Consider the following 20,934-nt stretch of genomic DNA (forward strand, 5'->3'; position numbering starts at 1 on the left):
ATTATGATAATTTAACCCTGTCAGGCATTGCTGCCTGACTCAAGTAAATCACTCTCCGATAAAGTCGGGGCGGTTCACTTGTGCTTCTAGCAGCGGCAAGGTTCGACCGACGCTCCATGCCACACCGACATACCACATCACTGCTATAACAATCGAGATAATCAAGAATTTACCAATATTAGGACGGGTAAGATCGATCTCTTCTGCTGCTTGCGGAATAACATCAAAGCCTACGAACATAAAAGGAACCATAACAATAACCGTCATCATGCCACCGATCCCACCGATAAATGCTGGCGCTTGTACGGCTGTCGACGTCGCAGGATTATAGAGCACTGCCCCAATAAATAGCAAAGTACCGACAAACAAGATACCCAATACTGCTGTTTTCTGAAACCAAGCGCTGACTTCCATACCACGAATATTGAGCCAGGTGACAATCACTGAGCCAAGCATACCTACCCCAACCCAAGTAGCATAAACATCCCACCCAGCGATGGTCCATAGATAACCTTGGTTATAATTGGGAATAAAATATTCAACCACCGTAGGCAATGCTACAGCTTCGAAAGCCACAACTGAGAAGTAACCAAATAAAATACTCCATGAGCAAATAAAGGAAACTGTGACCCCTAAAGCACGATGGGTATAAGTATGTTCACCGCCAGTAACCGGCATCGACGAGGCCAATTCAGCATAATTGACCCCTATCATAATAACAGCTAGGCCACCAACCATGAACGCTAACATCGCGCCCCATGTTCCTGCCGAGAGAATCCAATCACCCGCCAGAACTACCCAGCCCCAACCGACCATAGCACCGAATGCTAAGGCAATAATATCAAACATACCTAGCGTTTTTTTTAGCTCAGACATAACTTCCTCCTTGTCCGTGTATCATCCATGTCAATCCTTTGTGATTCACTATTTTTTGTTTAGCAGGGTAGTACCCATCATCTTCATCTTTCCGTACTGTCAATTGATAATTTTGATCGAATTTCCTAAAGGCTCGCCTAAAGTATAGATAGCAGAAACAAAAACGGCGTCTTATATTACAAGGCGCCGTTGTAAATCTTTTACTCAGAATAGAGAGCCTGAGAGCGTCTTTTTAATGTTCTTATTAATCATTAATTAACACTTAAGCAGTCCAGTAACACTAATAGGCTGATTAGAGTTCTTGGCTACTAATATGTCTTTTATAATATCTAAGCCTTCTTGTAGCACTTCATCTTCGACCGTTAAAGGCACCATCACACGAATAGCGTTACCATACATACCGCAAGACGCAAGCAGCAATCCTTGTTCAAAGGCTTTGGCTTTTAAATTAGCTGTTGCTTCAACATCCGGCTTGCCTTCGCTATCGATTAGCTCAAACGCTAGCATGGCGCCTTTATGTCGAATATGACCGATGCTGCTTAAGTTTAAATCCTTTAAGAAAGCTTCAATTTTGTCGCCAATCTCAATACTGCGCTCAAGTAGGTTTTCTTCTTCGATAACTTCCATGACGGCTAAAGCTGCCACACAAGCCAGTGGGTTACCAGCATAAGTACCACCCAACCCACCGACTTGCGGCGCATCCATAATATCCGCGCGACCGATCACGGCAGAGATAGGATAACCACCCGCCAAACTCTTGGCACTGGTCATTAGATCCGGCTCAACACCCAATTGCTCAGACGCAAACAACGTACCCGTACGGGCAAAACCACACTGTACTTCATCAAAAATCAGTACAATGCCATGCTCATCACAGATATCGCGTAGAGACTTAGCAAATGAGGGGGTAACTTGATGGAAACCGCCCTCGCCTTGTACTGGCTCGATAATCATCGCCGCCACTTCGCTTGGGTCGATATCCGCTTGGAAAATCATCTCAAGGCTATGCAATGCTTGTGCTTCAGTGACATTTAGCTCTTCAGCTGGGAATAGCGCATGAAATACAGGACCTGGCATCGGACCAAAGTTCTTTTTGTAAGGCAATACTTTACCCGTCAGGCTCATGCACATAAGCGTGCGACCATGCCAACCGCCAACGAAAGAAATCACACCCGGACGACCGGTTTTTGCACGAGCAATTTTGATACAGTTTTCAACTGCTTCTGCACCAGTGGTCAAAAAGAAGGCTTTGGTATCACCGCTGATAGGGGCTTTTTGGCAAAGCTTTTCAGCAAGCTCAACATAGCATTCATAGTTAATCATTTGCGCGGCAGTATGGGTAAACTTGTCTAGCTGCTCATGTACACGCTGAGTGATTTTTGGATGGCTGTGACCGGTATTTAGTACTGAGATGCCACCAACGAAGTCGATATAACGATTGCCTTCAATATCCCAAACTTCTGAGTTTTTTGCTTTTTCTGCGAAGATAGGAAAAGCGACACCCAGTCCGGTTGGTAATACAGCTTTACGGCGTGCAAGTAGTGATTGATTGGTAGTCATAAGAATATCCTTTTCTTTCTTTTTACGTAGATGCCAGTGATGTGATGGCGGTTTATAGAATAAGGTTTAGTAATATTGGGGATTCATGGAGCTGAATCCCGTTTCATGCTGTGTGACTATTAAAAATGATATTTATATAAAAATTTAAAATATAAATCAGAGCTTAGCTGACATCAGAGCACCAATACTTGGTCACGACATATTCTTCGATGCCGTATTTTGAGCCTTCACGACCAAATCCTGACTGCTTGACGCCGCCAAATGGTGCAACTTCGGTAGAAATAAGACCGGTATTATGACCGATGATGCCGTATTCAAGACCTTCAGTAACGCGCCATGAGCGTGCGTAGCTACCACTGTAGAAGTAAGCAGCCAACCCATAAATAGTATCGTTAGCTTGACGAATCACGTCGGCTTCATCTTTAAAGGTAAAGATGGTCGCGATAGGACCAAAGATTTCTTCGTGGGCGATATCCATGTCACTACTGATATCGGTAATCACCGTAGGATTATAAGTCAGCTCTGACGCGCCATTGGTGCTGCCGCCCGTAATAAGGGTTGCGCCTTTATCTAAGGCGTCTTTTAGCAGGGCTTGCACTTTTTCCAAGGCTTTTTTGTTAATCAATGGGCCAATATCAACGCCTTCATCCATGCCGTTACCGACATTCAGCTCAGCGACTTTTTTCACAAATACGTCTAGGAATTTGTCTTTGATACTGTCTTGCACATAGACACGGTTGGCGCAAACACAAGTTTGACCCGCGTTACGATATTTAGAAGCGATTAAGCCTTCAGCAGCTTTTTCAAGATCGGCATCATCAAAGACGATAAATGGCGCATTGCCGCCTAGCTCTAATGACAGTTTTTTGATGGTTGGGGCGCATTGAGCCATCAAGGTACGACCGACTTCGGTAGAGCCGGTGAATGATAATTTATGAATGCGGGCATCGCCGGTCAGGATATCACCGATGACTGATGATTTGCCCGTTACTACTTGGATGACGCCTGCTGGAATACCCGCTTGCTCAGCCAATGCAACCAGTGCCAAGGCAGAAAATGGCGTTTCGGTTGCAGGTTTGATAATCATGGTACAGCCCGCTGCTAGTGCAGGTGCGGCTTTACGGGTAATCATCGCTGCAGGAAAATTCCAAGGCGTGATAGCCGCGCAAACACCAACAGGCTGTTTTAGGATGACATGGCGCAGCTGTGCTTGATTGGCAGGGATAACATCGCCGTAAACACGCTTGCCTTCTTCAGCAAACCAGCGGATAAAGCTATTGGCATAGCCAACTTCCCCGCGTGACTCGGTTAAAGGTTTACCTTGCTCGGCGGTCATGATGATGGCCAAATCTTCTTTATTGGCATCGATAAGATCTGCCCACTTTTGTAGTAGTTCAGCGCGCTCTTTTGGGGTTTTGGCCGCCCACGTGATTTGTGCTTCATGAGAAGCCGCAACCGAATCGTTGACATCGTCGGTCGTCAGGCTTGGCACGCTACCGATAATCTCGCCGTTAAAAGGATTGCTGACGTCAATAGTCGCGTCATCACTAGCACCATGCCAGCCATCTTTGATGTAGCACTGCTGTTTGAGTAGGTCTGGGTTTGATAGCGGTAACGTATGTGGCAGTTGTGACATGTTGATACTCCTTGTCAGCGTTATTATGAAAATAGGGTTTGCAGATTTATAGCGATAAACGAATGGCTAAAAATAAAAACAACTAAAAATAAAGGTTATTGCTTAAATATTTATTGATAACTTATTATTTGTTCAATATACTGAACATCTATTCTATATATGAGACATCATTATAAGAATGATAATCTCCTATTTGCAACCCCTATTATCAATTTTGTGCTGATTTAACATTTTATTTTGATAATTTTTCAATTTTATCGACTTCTATAGGTTCCTTATGAGCACTACCGCCGTTCCTGCTTTGGACAAAACTTTTCAGATTTTAGATTTGATAACTGACAGCGCCCAACCTTTAACGGCGGCGCATATTGCCAAAGCGCTTAATCTGCCACGTAGCTCAACCCACAATATTTTGCAAAGTTTATTAGCCAAACATGTCATCTATAAAGACAGCGACAACCGCTTTTATCTAGGCTCTTACCTGATGTACTGGGCAGGCAAATATGAGCAGCAGCAAAGCGTTATCCAGTTATTTAAAGACCTTATTGTCCAGTACCCGATTCTTTTGCAGCATACGGTGACTTTATCTAAACTAGATTTAGGTGAAGTAGTATTTTTGGCCTGTCATGAAGCGCCGGCTCCGCTTGGCTTTACTTTCCGTGCTGGTGTTCGCGTTCCAGCAGTATTTTCTGCTACCGGTAAAGCCATGCTTTCTACCTTTTCTATGGAAAGTATAAAATCCATCTATGCCAGCGGTTTCCCTACGCCTATTACCCAGCATGGTGTCGATAACTTTAATGACTTATCCACCGAGCTGGCGGCTATTCAAAACAGTCGCATCTCCCTTGACGATGGGCAACTGCGCGAAGGTATGTATTGCTTAGGCACTTATATTCGTAATGCGTCAGGAAATGCCGTAGCAGGTATGGCAGTCAGCTTTTTACAAGCAGAGTATGAGTCTAAACGAGCTGAGGTCAGTGCTGTCCTGATTGAATTGGCAGAACAAATTGAGCAGCGTTTAGGTTTTAAGGCGTAGCATTGAGCATAACGTTGATATTATTCAATGCTCGCGCCTCATTACCTTTGGCGAAAAACCAGCTTAAACAATCCCATCTGCTTTAAGCTTGGCTATCATCTCACTGTCATAGCCCAAATTAGCAAGCGTGCTATCGGTATGTTCGCTCAAGCGCGGTGGCGGCGTACGATAAGTGACCGGTGATGCAGATAATTTAATCGGACTACCAAGCGCTCTTACCGGACTGCCTTGATCGGCAAAATCAACCACCATCTCACGTGCCAACGTTTGTGGCATCGCTAATGCCTCAGCGATATTATGAATCGCCCCACAAGGAATACCCGCTTTATCCAACACCTCTAACCAATAGGTGCGAGGTTGCTCGGCAAATTGCTTAGTCAATTCATCACAAAGTAGCTCACGATTGGCAACGCGTTGTGGATTGGTCGCAAAACGGCTGTCGCTATGCCAATCAACGCCCAACATATTACAAAGCTTGGCGAACTGACTGTCATTACCACAAGCTAAAATAAAGTGCTCTTCTCCTGCTGCTGCAAATACTTGATAAGGCACGATATTGGGATGTTGATTACCCAGTCTTGGCGGGACTTTGTCGGATGCCAAATAATTCATACCGACGTTAGCTAACATCGCAAGCGCGCTATCAAGCAATGCCACATCGACATGCTGCCCAAGACCAGTATTTTGACGCGCTAATAATGCCGCTTGAATACCAATGGTCAGCTGCAAACCTGCAAACAAATCGACCACTGCCACGCCAACCTTATGCGGTTCGCCATCACTCGGACCCGTAATACTCATCAAGCCTGATAAACCCTGAATAATATAGTCATAACCGGGACGCTTGGCATCTGGTCCTGTCTGACCAAAGCCCGTCAATGAGGCATAAATCAGGCGCGGATTTTCTTGTTTCAGACTGTCATAATCTAAGCCGTACTTCTTAAGACCACCAACCTTAAAGTTCTCAACCACAATATCGCTCCTAGCGATAAGTTGCTTGATAATGGTTTGCCCTGCAGGGGTAGTGATATCGACAGTAAGGGATTTTTTATTGCGGTTAATGGTGGCGTAATAAGCGGAGGTGTCATCGCTGAATTTTGGCGGTGCCCAATGACGCGTCTCATCGCCAATATGCGGACGCTCAACCTTGATGACTTCAGCGCCCAAATCTGCAAGTACTTGGGTACAAGAAGGACCGGCCAATACTCTCGATAAGTCGAGCACCTTAATACCGTGTAATGCGCCTTTTGCCATATCAGTCATAATCTTCCCTTATTATGTCACTTATTCTTTGATAAAGATTTGATAAAAAATTACTATGTATCATTTAGCTTTTACTGTCTTTTCTTCAATGCCTTAATACCTTTTAAGAACAGGCACTGCTAAATAAATGATGCATAACAACGATGGATAAAAATAATTAACAAAAACTCAGAAGCGTACGCTCCTGTTTATAACAGCTTATGAAAAAGCCAAACAGTAACGTACGTTAATGGTCTAAAAACTAGCCAGCACTTATTACCTAACAACCATTAATTAATAAAACGCTTGAATCCCTGTCTGCGCGCGACCTAAGATGAGCGCGTGAATATCGTGCGTCCCTTCATAGGTGTTTACTGCCTCTAGGTTCATCACATGACGGATAATGTGGAACTCATCAGAGATACCATTGCCGCCGTGCATATCACGAGCAATACGTGCAATATCTAACGCTTTACCGCAGTTATTACGTTTAATAAGTGAGATCATCTCGGGAGCGGCATTGTTTTCATCCATCAGTCGACCAACACGTAGCGCTGCTTGCAGACCCAACGTGATTTCTGTTTGCATATTGGCAAGCTTCAACTGTACCAACTGCGTCGCAGCTAGCGGACGACCAAATTGCTTACGGTCTAGCGTATACTGACGGGCAGCTTTCCAGCAGAACTCAGCCGCACCCATTGCACCCCATGCGATACCGTAACGGGCTTTATTTAAGCAACCAAATGGGCCTTTTAGACCACGAATATCTGGAAAAGCATTGGCTTCAGGAACAAATACCTTGTCCATAACGATTTCACCGGTAACTGAAGCACGTAGTGAAAACTTGCCTTCAATTTTTGGTGCTGATAACCCTTTCATACCTTTGTCTAAAACAAAACCGCGAATCTCACCGGCATCGTCCTTTGCCCAAACGACAAACACATCAGCGATAGGGCTGTTGGTAATCCACATTTTATTACCCGTCAGCTCATAACCGCCATCAACCGCGCGTGCACGGGTCGACATCGAGGCTGGATCTGACCCCGAATCCGGCTCAGTCAGACCAAAACAGCCAACATATTCGCCACTAGCAAGCTTAGGCAAATATCTCTCTCTTTGCTCTTCAGTACCGTATGCATGGATAGGATGCATCACTAAGCTTGATTGCACACTCATCGCTGAACGATAGCCTGAGTCAACGGCTTCTACTTCTTTGGCAATCAAACCATAAGCAACACTAGATAAACCCGCACAGCCGTAACCTTCAATCGTGACGCCAAGCAAACCCATCTCACCCATTTGACGCATGATATTACGGTCAAAATTCTCATGACGATTGGCTTCAACGATGCCAGGCATCAGCTCTTTTTGAAAAAACTGGCGCGCGCTGTCCGTTACCATGCGCTCTTCATCCGTCAACTGATCGCGCAATAAAAAAGAATCTTCCCAGTCAAAACTTGGACGCGTAGATGTTGCCATGTGGATCTCCTTGATGTCAGTCATCCTGACCGACGAGTAGTGATTAATGAGTAAATTTACTTCATAGAGTATTGACTTGCTAATTCCGCTGTGCGAAACTTAGTTTCATAATTTAAATCTATTTAAGCAAAGTTTTACGGCGCTGTAAACCTTTATCAAAGAAAATGAGTGCAAAATGACAAAAAACGTATCAGCGGCTCTCCCGTTACTGGGTCGAATCAATAAAGTCCTTGCACAAAGTAAGGAAGATAACGATAGACAGTTTGTGACTGCCTTAGGCCGTGGACTGACTTTGTTAGCGGCGTTTGAGCAGCATCAGCAGCTTAGTCATCAGCAATTGTGTCAAATGACTAATTTGCCAAAAGCGACTATCACTCGGCTTATTCATACTTTGATGACACTTGGTTTTTTACGCGTAACCGAGCACGGACAGTATCAATTGGGCAGTAGCGCGGTGCGACTCAGCGCGACTGCATGGAGTCGTCATGATATGGTCGCGGCAGCTGAGCCGTTACTAAGACAGTTTGCCAGTAGAAATGAAGTATCAGTAAATTTGGCAACTGAGGTCGAAGGAGAAATGCGCTATCACGCTTGCTGTCGTAGCCCTGCTCGCCTATCAGTCAATTTGCAAGTTGGCTCAGCGGTACCTGTCACACGAACGGCTATTGGACGCGCTTTTTATGCAGCTAGCTCGCCAGCGAGACAGGCTTCAATTCGTAATAATTTACAAGAGCACTTATCTACAGAAGATTATAACCATGCGCAGTCTGCTCTATCTGACGCTGCAGAGCATTATAGATTGCATGGCTATACGGTATCAGATGGTGATTTTTCTACGGATATATTGGCAGTAGCCGTTGGTGTCTTTGATGTTGCCACTGGGCAGTATGCTTATTCGCTTAATGCCAGTGTGCCTCGCGCTAATTGGGAAGCAGAAGAATATAAGACGATGATTGTACCAAAGCTACAAATGTTAGCGCAGCAGATTGGTAATGGCGTTTAGAGAGACTACTTTAATCTATAGTTATGTCTTTATAAAATCGATATAGCCTATGTCATGAAATAGTTTAGGCAGATTATTCTCCATTCAGCCTTGGCTTAGAAACTTAGCCTGTGCCTATTTTTTCTCGATGAGATTTAGATCAGGACTGTAGGGTGGGAGCCATAGAATACGATGGCCGTGCCTGTTCAGGGTTTTTTGAATATGCTTATGAAAGCGAATCATTCGAGCACAGCTCTCAGCTTTCGCTCGGGCAAAGCAGTGCTTTGCTTTATCCTCGCTCATATCCATAACGATCACGCATTTAGTTTTAAGACTTAGAATAAGCTTAAACTTGCTCCAGTCATAAAATATATTGCCATTGATATTCTGTTCAAAATAGTCCAGCGCAAACAGCATCTTTTCATACAGAGCACCGATAACATTAGTACGTCTTGAAGCTTGCCAGTTGTAGCGATCAATACAAGGCTTACCTATCGGCGCATAGCCGTAAGAACGAATAGTTTCAGCCTCAAAGCCACTTTCTTCCGTATATACGATGGGATAGCCTTGCTACGTAACTAAAATCTCCCAAGTTTAATTATACGGATTTGACGACAGGGGCCATGGCTGATTGGTTTAATAAAATATGATTGCATAGCACAATTGGTTATATGACACCTTTTGAATTTGAAAAGAGGTATTATGATAATTTGATTCGGTCAGGCATTGCTGCCTGACTCAAGTAAAACGCTCTCCGATATAGTCGGGCGGTTCAATTTAAACATAGTTAAAAGAATGACTTATCAAAGGTTTCTTTTAAGCTCTTAGGCTCGCGGCGTTTAACGTCATTCAGTTTATGACGAGTCTGCGACGCTATTTGATATGCTTTTAGACGCGACTGTTGCAAATTACCAATCGGACGGTTTTCCTCTAAGCAACGAAATGGCGTAAAAGACAAGTTTTCCATAATATCAAAATGACCGTCATCAGGCACATCTTGGCAAGGAATCGTCAACGTTGCTACCGTCACAAATGGCGCATCAGACTCTTTCCATTCGGTGGTTATCTCTTCAATTGGCTGCTTTTTTAAATCACGACAAAGCTGAATCTGGACATCAAACTGATAATCATGCTCGCGTATTTCATCGATAATCAGCGGGCGAACAGCTTCCTCGCGTGCATTTACATCAAGCTCACGACGGGTAATTTTCTTAGCCGCTGCTTTGGTTGGCGTGACTCTTATCTTCGCCATATAGTCGCCATGACGCACCACGCCTTGTGAATGGAAATCATAAAGTAAGGTATTTTTTGGCTCAATCGTTGTAAATCCACCAACTGCTTTAAAGGTTTTAAAAGATTCTCTAGTCGGTAACCTTGAGCCATAGTTGGTTAACCAATTAAAAGCCAATTGCGCTTTACCTCTTCCGCCTTTTTCAGTGTATTTTGGTAGCTCTAAAAACAGCTTAGAGATATAAGCATAATCTTCGATTCGATTACAGAAAAACACCGGATGATTGATCAAATTAAAATCAAAGTTAGTGCTGTCTTCTTCGCCTGGCGCGAGTTTTTTACCTGCTACATCAAAGACCTTAATCGCTAAACCTTGCGCTAAGCCAAGCTTACGATCAGGCGAAACACGCGAGGCACCATTAGAAAAACGGATAACGGCATCATGAATGCCTGATTTGGCATAAAAACCTTGCGCGTATTCAGCAGGCAGATTGTCTAATATCTCAAACTTGGCTTTAAGGGCGCAGTAGCCTTTGGCATGAGCATCGCGCGTATGATAATCGATGTTGCTGGCTTTATCACTTCGAGCGATATAGTTTTTAATATCGTCGGTAATGGTGCGGATATTACGTTCGTCTTCTGCGCTCAGTTGAATATATTTTGCATCATAAGGCACATATTTAGTTTTGAATAATTTTTTTAACATGATTTTGCAGTCCTTTTTTATAAATAGCTATTCTTGTAAATGAAACGGTATTTTTAAACTTTTAAGACAATTCACTAATCCATTTTAATGCCGATAAGCTTGGGATAAATAAATACTCACCGCCGTACAAGGTATTAAAGGTTTCGATACCGTGATAGCGCTGACGAATAGGGTCAGCAGGTACGGTAAAGGTATCGGCAGCAGCATCTTTATCGCCGTGATGCACACCAAGCATCGGATCTTTCTCTTCTCCCAAGCTCATAAAATTACCATCATTGATCCATTGCGATTGCAAAAACTCAACGGTCTCCATAGCATGGGCGTTGATACCAATAAAAAATAGCCCGCGCTCTTTGCCATCATCCTCAGTTACATCGGGTGACAATGCCTCACCAAAACCAACGCTGCGTCTAACGATACGATGCAAACGCACATCAGATAAAATAAAGTCTTTGCTGTCTCTTGGATTCATACGCCTAGCATGCGCGCCAAATGGACATTTTTTACCATAAGGGTCATCTTTATAACCGAAATCATTATTACGGCTTGGATCATCACCAAGCGTTTGGTCATCATGCTCAGGAGACAAGACTAAAGGCGCACCTGAACGCCAACGTCCCCACATCTTGGCACCTAGTAACTCAGCTTCTTCAGCGTTTGCGCTATTGTCTTTTAGGAATTTATTAAAGGCGGCCACATGACTGTTATAAGCCCTCAATACCATAAACGAGCCGTTTTTTCCCAAGACTTCTGGCTGCGGTATTGGTGCTATCGTACCCGCCTCGCCTTCATAACCTAATACAAACTCCCCTGCTGCAATGGCATCATCTGTATTACTGGACGGTGTCTGAATACCGCTGCCTTTAATCTCTGGATTACTGATACCATCACGATAACCAAAGACATTTTTGACATTATTGTCTGAACCGAAAGCATGCTCCATGAGAATTTCAATATCGCCTTTTGCTGGATTATTCTCATCGATATATGACTTGATATTGTCTTGCAGCTCCTTCAGCTTTATTTGCCACTTTTCTTTGCTATCAGCAATAATCGCCGCGCAAACATGGATATCGCCCTGTTCACCAAAAGGAGCAACCCAATTTCCTGGTGCATTGACGCCAGCATCACGTAATTTATCAGCGCGTCCTGCCATACCTGCTTTAAAGGATTCTGGAAAACTATCTAATGACGACTGTGGAACGCCTAGCGCCTCCAAGCCCTGGTAAGTCATGACAATAGATAGCGTCGCCTGCATGTCTTTATGCCACGCCTTACTGCAAGTCACGTCTGTCAAAACGGTTTTGAGTAGTTGCCGCCCGACTTGCGCATTGTTAATCTTTAGGGCGACGACCGTGCCGAAATAAGGCGTCGGTCGATCGCGTAAAATAATAGATTGAATATCCTCTAATTGCATAGTGACTTTGTTTGGATTAAAGACGCCGCGTGCTTTATGGGCTAGTGTCTCGATACCATCGCCGACTTCTTTTTTAATATCTGCTAACCAAGATTCAAAATTGCTGTCTTCGATACGATTGCCGAACTCGTCTTTCAATTCGTGTAATTTGGTGGTTAAAGGATGATTGTCTTTTGAGGTACTATCATTTTTATTATTATTTCCAGTATTTTTACTCATTATTAAACCTATTCTTATCATTTTATGAGTTTACTTTGCCATTCTTTTACATCGTCCAGCCCATTTAAAAATGGTGATATAAAAGAATGGCATAAATTAGTAATATCTTACCGCTTCACTACCCGCATTAAGATTGTGCTTCATCCAACGCTTTATTAATGCCTTTGACGATGCGGTCTTGGCGGCGAATATCTTGAATTGTAAGATGCGGGATACCCACATACCAACCGGCGGCAGTGATTTGATGATCTAGAATGAACTGTTTGACACTAGGGTCTTTAATGCCGGGCCAACCTTCAACGCTGCCAAATAAGATATCCATTAGCTCAGGGATTTTGGTCGCAAAGTCGTCGATATAAGGGTCCCAATCGCCATCATAAGCGGTACAAAATAGCACTCTAGTATCGTCATCTAAAAATACAAAGCGCAAATCGTGCAACGTCCCAACCCGCGTGGCACCTTTTAGATTGCCGCCAGCGATTTTTAAAATCTCCTTTAGACGCTCTGCACCGCCTTCTTTTAGAGGTGCGATGACCGTTAACTCTGAAACCTTACCTGATTTAAGCCCTTTCTCACCGGCAGTGGTCGTTGAATGATCGTAGCCATCATCCCCGCCTTCTTTTATATTGGCCATCAGAAGATTGGCACGCAGCTTAAAAGCATCGATAGACTCAGTGATTTTGTCTTTTAGATCTTCAGAATTATCGATAACAGGTTTTTTCTTTTTTTTAGCATTATTGTTTTTAGAATCAGTACTCATAATATTCACCCTTATAATTATGTTGTTATAATTTGGAAACGCCTTATAGAAAGATATCTTCTAAAAAGATACCTTGTACAAAATATATTTATAAAAATAAGTTGTCGATTCGCTATCAACTTATTGGTTTTTACCATAACAGACATGATAAAAATCTCGAAGCGGAGCAACTTATTTACACAAAATTAAACAGAGAGTAAACGTCAACCTCATTTAAATCTTGAACAAAATTTCAAATTTATATTGATTGTTTTATAGTTAAGTCTTTATAAAATCGATATAGCCCATGTCAGGAAACAGTTTAGGTAGATAATTTACCATCCATCCTTGGTGCAGAAACTTATGTTGTGCCCAGCTTAATTCTATTTATTAGGTGTCTTAAGTTTGGGAGGGTTACCACATGAATGGATAATAAGGCCCTAGCGGCTGATTTAAAGGCCATCCATGGGGTTGATACGCTTGAGATAGCAGAGGTCAATCTCGAGCAATTCGATGAGGTATGGGCGGGATAAATACTCGCATGTGGTCAAGTCTTGGCGCAGTAATTGGGAGGGCTTAACGGTTTTCTTTAACTACCCTAAAGACATCAGAAAAGCGATTTATACCACTAATGCGATAGAGTCACTAAACAGTGTGATTCGAACGGCGGTGAATAAGCGTAAAATATTCCCTTCTCTGATTAGGCGGCATTCAAAGTGATGTACTTAGTAACGCAGCAGGCATCCAAAAAGTGGTCGATGCCGATCCGTAACTGGACGTCTGCTATTAATCGCTTTATGATTATGTTTGATGACCGTATCAGTAAGCATTTAATCTAAAGGGCGGTAACACAGAATCTGGGATGGTCTCGTCGAGTGGCTTTTAATAAGTAAAATTAAGTTGGTAATTAATCCTCCTATTTAATGACCATTGATACGTCTGTCCAAACCAAACGGTGGTCTGAGCTCTCAAAGTCACTGCTATCTGTCGTGTTGACCAAATAGTAAAGACTGTCTGAATAATTAGGCCAAAACACACCTGTTTGGTTAATATCGAAACCATATGCTGAGGGTAAGACGTAATCTGCTCTCATTTTCCAATTTGCAGTATGATATCTTGCGTTCTTATTATTTGGTGCATTTTGTTTGCCACCTTGACTACTGGGGATCATGTTTTCAGGTGTATCTTCTGATAAAAGTGAGTTGATATGTTTCGACTTTAAAAGCTGATTGATTGCGGTCACCTTATTAACGGTGGTTGCATCACCTTCGGTAGCCGAGGCATTGTAATCACCCAAAATAATAAAGCGGGTAGCCGAGCTCAGCATCACGTTTTTATTTCCACTATCATCATAAAGATAGCTTGATGCTGAGTTGATATAATCTGTCCATAGTCTTATTTCATCAAAGTTACGTCGTCCGTTACGATCTTCTTCACTGTCAAATACTGGTGGAGTTGGATGTGCAGCAAGAATATGCAAAACTTGATTGTCCACTAAAATGGGCACGTCGACATGATTTTTTGAGGATAACCTGAAATTCTGCCATGCTTTTTCTTGGTACCAGCTACTGCCATCAGTATTCAATGGCTGTAAGGCATTAGGCATATCTTTCCATAAAAAATTTTGAAAGGTGTGAATGTTTTGAGTATCAATTGGGTATTTAGAAAAAATAGCCATACAGTATTGACCTGGATAATTACCAAATCCGTAGGCATCGTCAGCATCTTGTGTTTTACCATTATTATTTAAGTCGTAACCTGAAACGATTCCGGTATTACAAGTGGGTGTATAGATGTAAGGGTAATTGATGGGTAAAGTTCCATTTTGTGCTACTTGAAGGTAAGCTGAGTTAAAAGTATTCACTGTTTCTGCATTATCATTACCATCAATTTCATTTAGTAATAATATATCAGGATTGGTACGCTGAATAATCTCAGCTATCTTTTTGGCTTGTGGATTATCACCAGCGCTCAAGGCCTCATTTAATAGCCCTTGTGCAGTCACAGGTTTCTGTTGGCCGTTAGCCCTAATTGCATCTAAACCTGCATTAAAAGTGGCAACACGAATTCCTGCTTTGGGCGGTATAATATACTTTGTAGCATTCAGAACATTGACGAATTCTTGTTGAGTTTTTTGTCTCCCTTAGCATTCGTAGTGAGGAGTTCTACCATATGAGCACCTGGCGTGCTGAACATATGGCTAACACTATCGCCTCGCTTAATGATAGTGTTGTCCCCTTCTAAAAACCTCCATTCATAATGCAGTTCTTGAGCAGCATCTGATTTTTCATCAGTACTAAATGTTAATTTGTGCTTTGTATAAAGGATATTTTGATCTACCTTTATAGTGGGGTTGTCTAAATCCTTTGGCGTATCTGTTGAACTGTCGCTATCGTCGTTGCAGCCTGATAAGGAAGCAGATAATAGAAGCAGACACATAGAAGACATCAAGCGGTATTTGGCTGAGAAATCAGTAGCAGAAAAAGGGGGTTTTACAGAAAAGATGAGCATAGAAATCTTCCTATATGGCGATAAAATCCAGTATTAAAGTGTCTAAACAAACCATCATGACCATGCACAAAGCTAGGCTCCCCTTAGCGTATTCTTTGATTTTGATAGGAAACTTGCAAGTATTCGGTGTCTTTCTGTGCGCAACATAACTTTATAATTGTCTCAATATCACTATTTATTAAAAATTGACCAGTTTTTAACGACTACTGATGTTTAAGCGAACCATTACTTAGTCACTCAACTTATTTTCACCAGCAACCACTTTGAGCGTTTGCCCCACTTCACTGCTATAAGTCTGTTTAAGTATGTCACTGACAAACACCCATTCTGACTGACAGGATTCGGGGGTGGCAGTGATAATCATATATCCACGCTGATTCGGATTCATATATTTCAAATCAGTAATCAACTGTGTCAGTACCGACTGTAATGCCGCTGGTGGAATATTAGGAAGGTATTCTTCAAAACCTGGTGAGCTAACGGAACTGGTCGCAAATTCGACACCGACTGACTCGCCATTCTTATTCGTCAAGTTGCTTGCCCACGCATTGTGGGTGTCGCCAGACAATACCACTAGGTTTTTATTTAATTTTTTGGCAGCATTTAGTAGCCACTCACGCGCTGAACCATAACCGTCCCAAGCGTCGAGATTATAAGGAACCAAAGGCTGTGACAAAATTATTTGTTCTTGCACAGTTAGCTGTTCTGGAATGGTTTGTGCTTTTTGTACCAATCCTAAATAATCATCAATTGCCAACCCAGCATTTGGATTGGCAAGGTTTAAAATGACTGGTGCAGGCAACATCATGCGTGCCATCAGTACTTGTTGACCAAGTATCTGCCATTTTGCGGCTGATTGTTGTAATTGGCTAACCAGCCAGTTGCTTTGCCTTAATCCTAACAATTGTCTTTCGGGGTCATTGGTGGCCAATGCAAATGCATCTGTATCGATATACGGGTTCCCAATACCATCTACTTTAATAAAACTGGCATAATTAAGTTGTTCATCACGCCCAATGACACGTGTATCTAACATATGTAGGCTTATTAAATCACCAAAATCAAAGCGCCGATAGATTTCACTCTGTACTTCATTACGTATTGGCATCCATTCATGATAAGCGGTGACAGCTGCCAGCTTACGATCATCCCATCTTCCTTCAGTATTAGGTTGGTGATTCTCAGCGCCGCCATCATAGGTGTCGTTCGCTAATTCATGATCATCCCATACAGCCATCATGGGCACAGCAGCATGCAATGCTTGCAAATCTGGGTCTGTTCTATATTGGGCATAACGAGTGCGATATTCATTAATATCGACGATTTCCTTCTCTGGCATTACTTCACGATTAAGAGCTGATGCGTTTATCGAAGCATACGCTGGTATGACCATTCCTTGGGAGTCCGTACTGGTACGTCCATATTCGTAGATATAGTCCCCTAAATGGATACAAACATCTAAATCATTGCGTTTGGCTGCATCTGCATATACATGAAAAAACCCTGCTGGATAATTGGCACAGCTAAATACAGCCATTTTTGCGTGATTAACATTGCCAACCGGCAAGGTCTTAGTTCGACCAATAGGACTGGACGTCTTGTTTACTCTAAACTGGTAGTAATAAATGGTATTAGGCTCTAGAGAATCCACATCAACTTTAACAGTATAGTCATTTGTAGCGCTCGTCGTTACCTTACCTTGCGCCACCATATTGCTCATTTGCTCGTCACGCGCCACAACCCATTCAACCAAAAATTGATGAGAACCTGTCTGTTGGGGCGTCACTCGTGTCCACAATATAACGCGATCAGATAAAGGGTCGCCACTGGCAACACCATGTATGAAGCTTGCAACTTCATCATTGGTGTGACTGCCATTTTTTGCGTCATCACCACATCCTGTTAATCCTAGACCAGTCGCTCCTACCGTTGTCACACCCAGTGTGTAGCCAAAACCTTGGATAAATCGCCGTCTATCTAGGCGTGTTGCATTTTGAGTCTTGTTGAGGCATTTGTTAGAAGCGTTGGTACTAGTAGAGGATTTAGAAATAGGTAGGTTAGTAGGTTGTTCTAATGTATCCACAAAAATATTATGTATAACTTCTTTTGTTGTACCGCCATTTGCATCAGCATTTTTTTTGGTATTTACTTTTACGGTCTTATTTTTTTTCATCTTGTTGTTGTGCTGATTCATGGTTCACCCTTACCTTTATTTACAATCGAGACAGATTAAAGTTGGTACGAGATAAATATAGTATTCAAAAAAATTGGACAGCCTATAAACGGTTTACTCAATAAGGTTCACGCTGTAAGCGTTTTACAAATAATCGCACTGTAGTAACTTATCATCATTGATAGGGCTTATTATTTCTTATAAGTGTGTCATAAATATGACGACCGAACGGTTAGCCCTCCCCCTACCTATATTTCTGCTATTTATTTTGGACTAATGCATAGTCAGGATAAGTATTATCACTACACATTTAAGGTTAGAGCTAAGAAAACGAGCGTTAACTATCAAGATATGGCCCTCTAGTGTACTAGAGGGCCATATCTTGATAGTTAACCGCTAAGGTATTGTCGGAGACCAATACGACAATTCCGGGGCGGTTCTTCAGCCATTGAGTTCATACTCTGGATTAATAGCTACCTTCAACCGACGTATCACAGCACTTAATAACATCTCATCAATATCAGTTAATGAGTTTAGTCCGTAGTCATAAGTTTTTAAAATCATAGCTTGTTGGTCTTGCGTTAAGTGTACAGTTATATCGCCATCTACAGTAAGGTGTCTGTAGTCTCGTAATTTTTTTAGATTTATATTGCTCATTTCCTTATCCTGTTTTTTATTTTATAAGTTGTAGTTTTGGTTTTTTACTTCCACTGCTTTTTGTTGATGTGCCAGCTTGCTGAAATATATTTTTGATGCTGTATCTACTAAGTATATCGAGGATATATTTCAGTAAGAAACGTTATGACAGATAACTTCGGATAGCAGAAGGCGGTTTTCACTAGTTCCCTTGAGGTGTACCCTATACGGCTAAACCTATAGTGCTATATGGAGAATTGGGAAGAGCTTTCCCATATCGTCCAATGGCGACCGTGCCATGACTTTTAAGTCCGAAACGGTTCACTAACGCTGATAACTGTAGCAAGCTCTTTATATAAACTTGCTAATTTAGCTTTGTCAGATGTAACGGATAGTCCCCACAAGACAGTACGAGTGAATTTTAATCTGGATGAGGATAAACACATTACCCTCAAACGGTACGCGCTTGGAAGCCGAAAAACGGTCACTGAGCTATTAACTGAGATGATCGAGGAAAAGCTGGTTGAGAGGTAGGTATAAAAAGTGGGGGCCGTATAGATTTTATATTGAACTGACTATACGCTATATGCCTAAACAGGTAGTCCAGTATCTAGAATGAACTTAACAAACAACAAAAAAGATCAGAGCACTATACTCGGCAATGTTTTGATCTTTTTTAACTTATCCAAAGTAACTCAGCACTGAGTCAAATGAAGGTTTAATATTCCACGCCAGTGGCGATATACAGACGATTACTGTCTATGTTGGTTTTAGTTTTATCCAACTGCTTTTGCTCGAGCACACCATCGGTTGACCAAGTGGCAAAATCATCGTCATTAAGCAAACCAAGACGACCATCACCCATTACCCACAAACCCTCTAGCTTATCATGCGGATAGTTGAAGGCTTTTACGGCGTCTAATACCAGTTTTTTGCTCACAGGTTGAATACCTGATTTGATCAGAGTATCCCAGCCAGAATTTTTATTGAGTGCAGTTATATCAAGCAGATATTGCTCTACAGTTTTGCCAGAAAGCATTAGACCCAGCTTATCGTTTTGCTGAATATTTTTACTTTCTTTAATGCTTTCTAAATCCGTCGCACCATTTAATGAAATTTTATAGATATGCTTTTGTACGCCCGGTTTTTGCAACTCGAAACCACCGTCCCGCTCAATTACCAAGAAGTTATGATTATCTAAAGCCACAATACCGGAGTTCGAGTTTTGAGCTTTCTCTTGCTTATACAGATACTGTGACACTTTACCCGTTTGTAGATTAATGGTCACGATACGAGTGATGTCCTGCTTACGTACTGCTTTAGTCGGATTGTCCATAGTAGACTGCATGATACCGACCAGCGTGGTCTCATCTGGCGTTATCGCAAGCCCTTCCATTCCACGGTTAGCACGGCGGTTGGCAAACTCAGCAGGTAGTAGAACTTGTTTTTGATTCACAATTAAGTTATTGCGCGCATCGTCAGCAAAAGCATTAATACGACCAATTTCTTTACCCGTGGCATCAAAATGAACGATATGTGGGCCGTACTCATCACTTACCCAGAATGTACCGTCTTTGAGAGCGACTAAACCTTCGCCGTCTAGACCAAAGTTATCGGTTTTTGTTGGATTGGTGGTTTTATTAAAGGGCTTAGTGCTGTCGACCAAAATAGGGTTACCCGATACGTCATAAGGCGTCTCACCTGTGCCGCCAAAATTAGCCTGATTAGGCAGACCAGAAATTGGTTTTCCTGAGGTATCTTTGAGTAAAATATCTTTAATTTTGATTATTTTGCCTTCTTGGGTAAGCTCAAATAAGCTAATACGCGGAGTATAGTCTGGTGTTGGGAACATTTTTCCTTCACCCAAAGCGCCTTCACTATTGGCATTGGGTCCGCGATCTGTCAAGGCATAAAACTGCATTAGGTTGGTCGGATGTGCTACCGCATCAGAGCCATAGCCACCATTGCGTATTTCAATCACTTCCCCTGACTTTGCAAGTTTTACTTGTAATAAAGGCGAATAGGGTAGGCTCGTACCTTGCTGGTATGTAGCAATTGTCTCATTCAATATTTGGTTAGTTGCCATGATCGGCGTCTGCGTTTGTACTGGCGCTTGTTGTGTAGTACTACAACCACTGACAACGGATGCAAGGAGTGAGTTGCTTATTGCTGTTATGAGAAGTTTGCTCGAGAAGTTATTAGTCTGATTCATGGTTTAGTCCGATTGATTGAGGGTTTAATCTCTTGCATGTGAAGGTATGATCTGTAGTTTTTGCTTCAAGCCTGATAAGCCGCTTAATCTAAGGCTTAAAGTAAGGTTGTACTAAGTTTTTTATCAAAAAGCATATAGGTTAATTATGTCAGTACGATTAAATCTGAATACCCCCATAATTGTCGGAGACTCAATCCTACCTTGTTAGTAATTTCTGCCTGACTCAGGTAAATTAACCTCCGATAAAGTCGGGTTGGTTCAATGACTTGATAGCAAAGAG

At 42.3% G+C, this 20,934-nt stretch carries 18 protein-coding genes; 4 read left to right on the top strand and 14 right to left on the bottom strand.

Features of this window, described 5'->3' with window-relative positions:
* Positions 1-48: 48 nt before the first annotated feature.
* The 3 genes from AC2FA3_RS13735 to AC2FA3_RS13745 form a co-directional block, all read right to left on the bottom strand.
* A complete protein-coding gene (locus AC2FA3_RS13735) occupies positions 49-876 on the bottom strand; it encodes an APC family permease (protein WP_490510067.1) in 828 nt (275 codons plus the stop codon).
* A 255-nt stretch (positions 877-1,131) separates the two neighbouring features.
* Positions 1,132-2,436 carry a 4-aminobutyrate--2-oxoglutarate transaminase gene (gene gabT, locus AC2FA3_RS13740; RefSeq protein WP_490510068.1) on the bottom strand — a complete coding sequence of 435 codons (1,305 nt, stop codon included), beginning with the start codon at positions 2,434-2,436 and terminating at the stop codon, positions 1,132-1,134.
* A gap of 163 nt (positions 2,437-2,599) precedes the next feature.
* The gene (locus AC2FA3_RS13745; protein WP_490510069.1) at positions 2,600-4,072 is read right to left on the bottom strand and encodes an NAD-dependent succinate-semialdehyde dehydrogenase; all 1,473 of its coding nucleotides are present in this window, start codon (positions 4,070-4,072) and stop codon (positions 2,600-2,602) included.
* Positions 4,073-4,349: 277 nt separating this feature from the next.
* Here AC2FA3_RS13745 and AC2FA3_RS13750 point away from each other — a divergent pair, with 277 nt between their 5' ends.
* Positions 4,350-5,108: an IclR family transcriptional regulator gene (locus AC2FA3_RS13750; protein WP_490510070.1), complete on the top strand. Its 759-nt coding sequence runs from the start codon at positions 4,350-4,352 to the stop codon at positions 5,106-5,108.
* Between the two features lie 63 nt (positions 5,109-5,171).
* Here AC2FA3_RS13750 and AC2FA3_RS13755 read toward each other — a convergent pair whose 3' ends face one another.
* Positions 5,172-6,371 carry a CaiB/BaiF CoA transferase family protein gene (locus AC2FA3_RS13755; protein ID WP_490510071.1) on the bottom strand — a complete coding sequence of 400 codons (1,200 nt, stop codon included), beginning with the start codon at positions 6,369-6,371 and terminating at the stop codon, positions 5,172-5,174.
* Positions 6,372-6,644: 273 nt separating this feature from the next.
* A complete protein-coding gene (locus AC2FA3_RS13760; RefSeq protein WP_490510072.1) occupies positions 6,645-7,829 on the bottom strand; it encodes an acyl-CoA dehydrogenase in 1,185 nt (394 codons plus the stop codon).
* 175 nt (positions 7,830-8,004) lie between these two features.
* On the opposite strand from AC2FA3_RS13760, the gene AC2FA3_RS13765 reads away from it, so the two are divergent.
* Positions 8,005-8,832, top strand: coding sequence for an IclR family transcriptional regulator (locus AC2FA3_RS13765; RefSeq protein WP_490510074.1), 828 nt, complete (start codon positions 8,005-8,007; stop codon positions 8,830-8,832).
* A gap of 114 nt (positions 8,833-8,946) precedes the next feature.
* Here AC2FA3_RS13765 and AC2FA3_RS13770 read toward each other — a convergent pair whose 3' ends face one another.
* From AC2FA3_RS13770 to AC2FA3_RS13785, 4 genes are all read right to left on the bottom strand, one after another.
* Entirely contained in the window at positions 8,947-9,369 is a 423-nt protein-coding gene (locus tag AC2FA3_RS13770; protein WP_490510099.1) for a transposase, read from the bottom strand.
* A 229-nt stretch (positions 9,370-9,598) separates the two neighbouring features.
* Positions 9,599-10,747: a catalase family protein gene (locus AC2FA3_RS13775; protein WP_490510075.1), complete on the bottom strand. Its 1,149-nt coding sequence runs from the start codon at positions 10,745-10,747 to the stop codon at positions 9,599-9,601.
* A gap of 61 nt (positions 10,748-10,808) precedes the next feature.
* Positions 10,809-12,383: a Dyp-type peroxidase gene (locus AC2FA3_RS13780; protein ID WP_490510076.1), complete on the bottom strand. Its 1,575-nt coding sequence runs from the start codon at positions 12,381-12,383 to the stop codon at positions 10,809-10,811.
* 127 nt (positions 12,384-12,510) lie between these two features.
* Complete coding sequence (locus AC2FA3_RS13785; protein WP_296194071.1) at positions 12,511-13,143, bottom strand: hypothetical protein; 633 nt, start codon at positions 13,141-13,143, stop codon at positions 12,511-12,513.
* A 492-nt stretch (positions 13,144-13,635) separates the two neighbouring features.
* Here AC2FA3_RS13785 and AC2FA3_RS13790 point away from each other — a divergent pair, with 492 nt between their 5' ends.
* Both AC2FA3_RS13790 and AC2FA3_RS13795 read left to right on the top strand, forming a co-directional pair.
* A complete protein-coding gene (locus tag AC2FA3_RS13790; protein ID WP_490510078.1) occupies positions 13,636-13,842 on the top strand; it encodes a transposase in 207 nt (68 codons plus the stop codon).
* Positions 13,839-13,961, top strand: coding sequence for a hypothetical protein (locus AC2FA3_RS13795; protein WP_490510079.1), 123 nt, complete (start codon positions 13,839-13,841; stop codon positions 13,959-13,961). The genes AC2FA3_RS13790 and AC2FA3_RS13795 overlap by 4 nt, the downstream gene beginning before the upstream one ends.
* A 77-nt stretch (positions 13,962-14,038) precedes the next feature.
* Here the strand turns inward: AC2FA3_RS13795 and AC2FA3_RS13800 are convergent, their stop codons facing one another.
* The 5 genes from AC2FA3_RS13800 to AC2FA3_RS13820 form a co-directional block, all read right to left on the bottom strand.
* On the bottom strand, positions 14,039-15,229 hold the full coding sequence (locus tag AC2FA3_RS13800; protein ID WP_490510100.1) for an endonuclease/exonuclease/phosphatase family protein: 1,191 nt from the start codon (positions 15,227-15,229) through the stop codon (positions 14,039-14,041).
* Positions 15,226-15,633 (bottom strand): PKD domain-containing protein, encoded by a 408-nt coding sequence (locus AC2FA3_RS13805; protein WP_490510081.1) that lies wholly within the window; start codon positions 15,631-15,633, stop codon positions 15,226-15,228. Before AC2FA3_RS13805 ends, AC2FA3_RS13800 begins: the two co-directional genes overlap by 4 nt.
* A gap of 229 nt (positions 15,634-15,862) precedes the next feature.
* A complete protein-coding gene (locus AC2FA3_RS13810) occupies positions 15,863-17,827 on the bottom strand; it encodes an alkaline phosphatase D family protein (protein ID WP_490510082.1) in 1,965 nt (654 codons plus the stop codon).
* Between the two features lie 420 nt (positions 17,828-18,247).
* Positions 18,248-18,463, bottom strand: coding sequence for a hypothetical protein (locus AC2FA3_RS13815; RefSeq protein WP_201624534.1), 216 nt, complete (start codon positions 18,461-18,463; stop codon positions 18,248-18,250).
* A 697-nt stretch (positions 18,464-19,160) separates the two neighbouring features.
* Positions 19,161-20,654 (bottom strand): esterase-like activity of phytase family protein, encoded by a 1,494-nt coding sequence (locus AC2FA3_RS13820; RefSeq protein WP_490510083.1) that lies wholly within the window; start codon positions 20,652-20,654, stop codon positions 19,161-19,163.
* Between the last annotated feature and the right edge of the window lie 280 nt (positions 20,655-20,934).

Source organism: Janibacter sp. CoH_79_TC_3 (assembly GCF_058197955.1).

Bases quoted from the DNA above. Each gene is read 5' to 3' on its own strand.
- AC2FA3_RS13760 (WP_490510072.1), bottom strand. From the start codon at position 7,829: ATGGCAACATCTACGCGTCCAAGTTTTGACTGGGAAGATTCTTTTTTA.
- AC2FA3_RS13805 (WP_490510081.1), bottom strand. From the start codon at position 15,633: ATGCTCATCTTTTCTGTAAAACCCCCTTTTTCTGCTACTGATTTCTCA.
- AC2FA3_RS13775 (WP_490510075.1), bottom strand. From the start codon at position 10,747: ATGTTAAAAAAATTATTCAAAACTAAATATGTGCCTTATGATGCAAAA.
- AC2FA3_RS13790 (WP_490510078.1), top strand. From the start codon at position 13,636: ATGAGGTATGGGCGGGATAAATACTCGCATGTGGTCAAGTCTTGGCGC.
- gabT (WP_490510068.1), bottom strand. From the start codon at position 2,436: ATGACTACCAATCAATCACTACTTGCACGCCGTAAAGCTGTATTACCA.
- AC2FA3_RS13755 (WP_490510071.1), bottom strand. From the start codon at position 6,371: ATGACTGATATGGCAAAAGGCGCATTACACGGTATTAAGGTGCTCGAC.
- AC2FA3_RS13810 (WP_490510082.1), bottom strand. From the start codon at position 17,827: ATGAATCAGCACAACAACAAGATGAAAAAAAATAAGACCGTAAAAGTA.
- AC2FA3_RS13735 (WP_490510067.1), bottom strand. From the start codon at position 876: ATGTCTGAGCTAAAAAAAACGCTAGGTATGTTTGATATTATTGCCTTA.
- AC2FA3_RS13745 (WP_490510069.1), bottom strand. From the start codon at position 4,072: ATGTCACAACTGCCACATACGTTACCGCTATCAAACCCAGACCTACTC.
- AC2FA3_RS13820 (WP_490510083.1), bottom strand. From the start codon at position 20,654: ATGAATCAGACTAATAACTTCTCGAGCAAACTTCTCATAACAGCAATA.
- AC2FA3_RS13765 (WP_490510074.1), top strand. From the start codon at position 8,005: ATGACAAAAAACGTATCAGCGGCTCTCCCGTTACTGGGTCGAATCAAT.
- AC2FA3_RS13780 (WP_490510076.1), bottom strand. From the start codon at position 12,383: ATGAGTAAAAATACTGGAAATAATAATAAAAATGATAGTACCTCAAAA.
- AC2FA3_RS13785 (WP_296194071.1), bottom strand. From the start codon at position 13,143: ATGAGTACTGATTCTAAAAACAATAATGCTAAAAAAAAGAAAAAACCT.
- AC2FA3_RS13750 (WP_490510070.1), top strand. From the start codon at position 4,350: ATGAGCACTACCGCCGTTCCTGCTTTGGACAAAACTTTTCAGATTTTA.
- AC2FA3_RS13815 (WP_201624534.1), bottom strand. From the start codon at position 18,463: ATGAGCAATATAAATCTAAAAAAATTACGAGACTACAGACACCTTACT.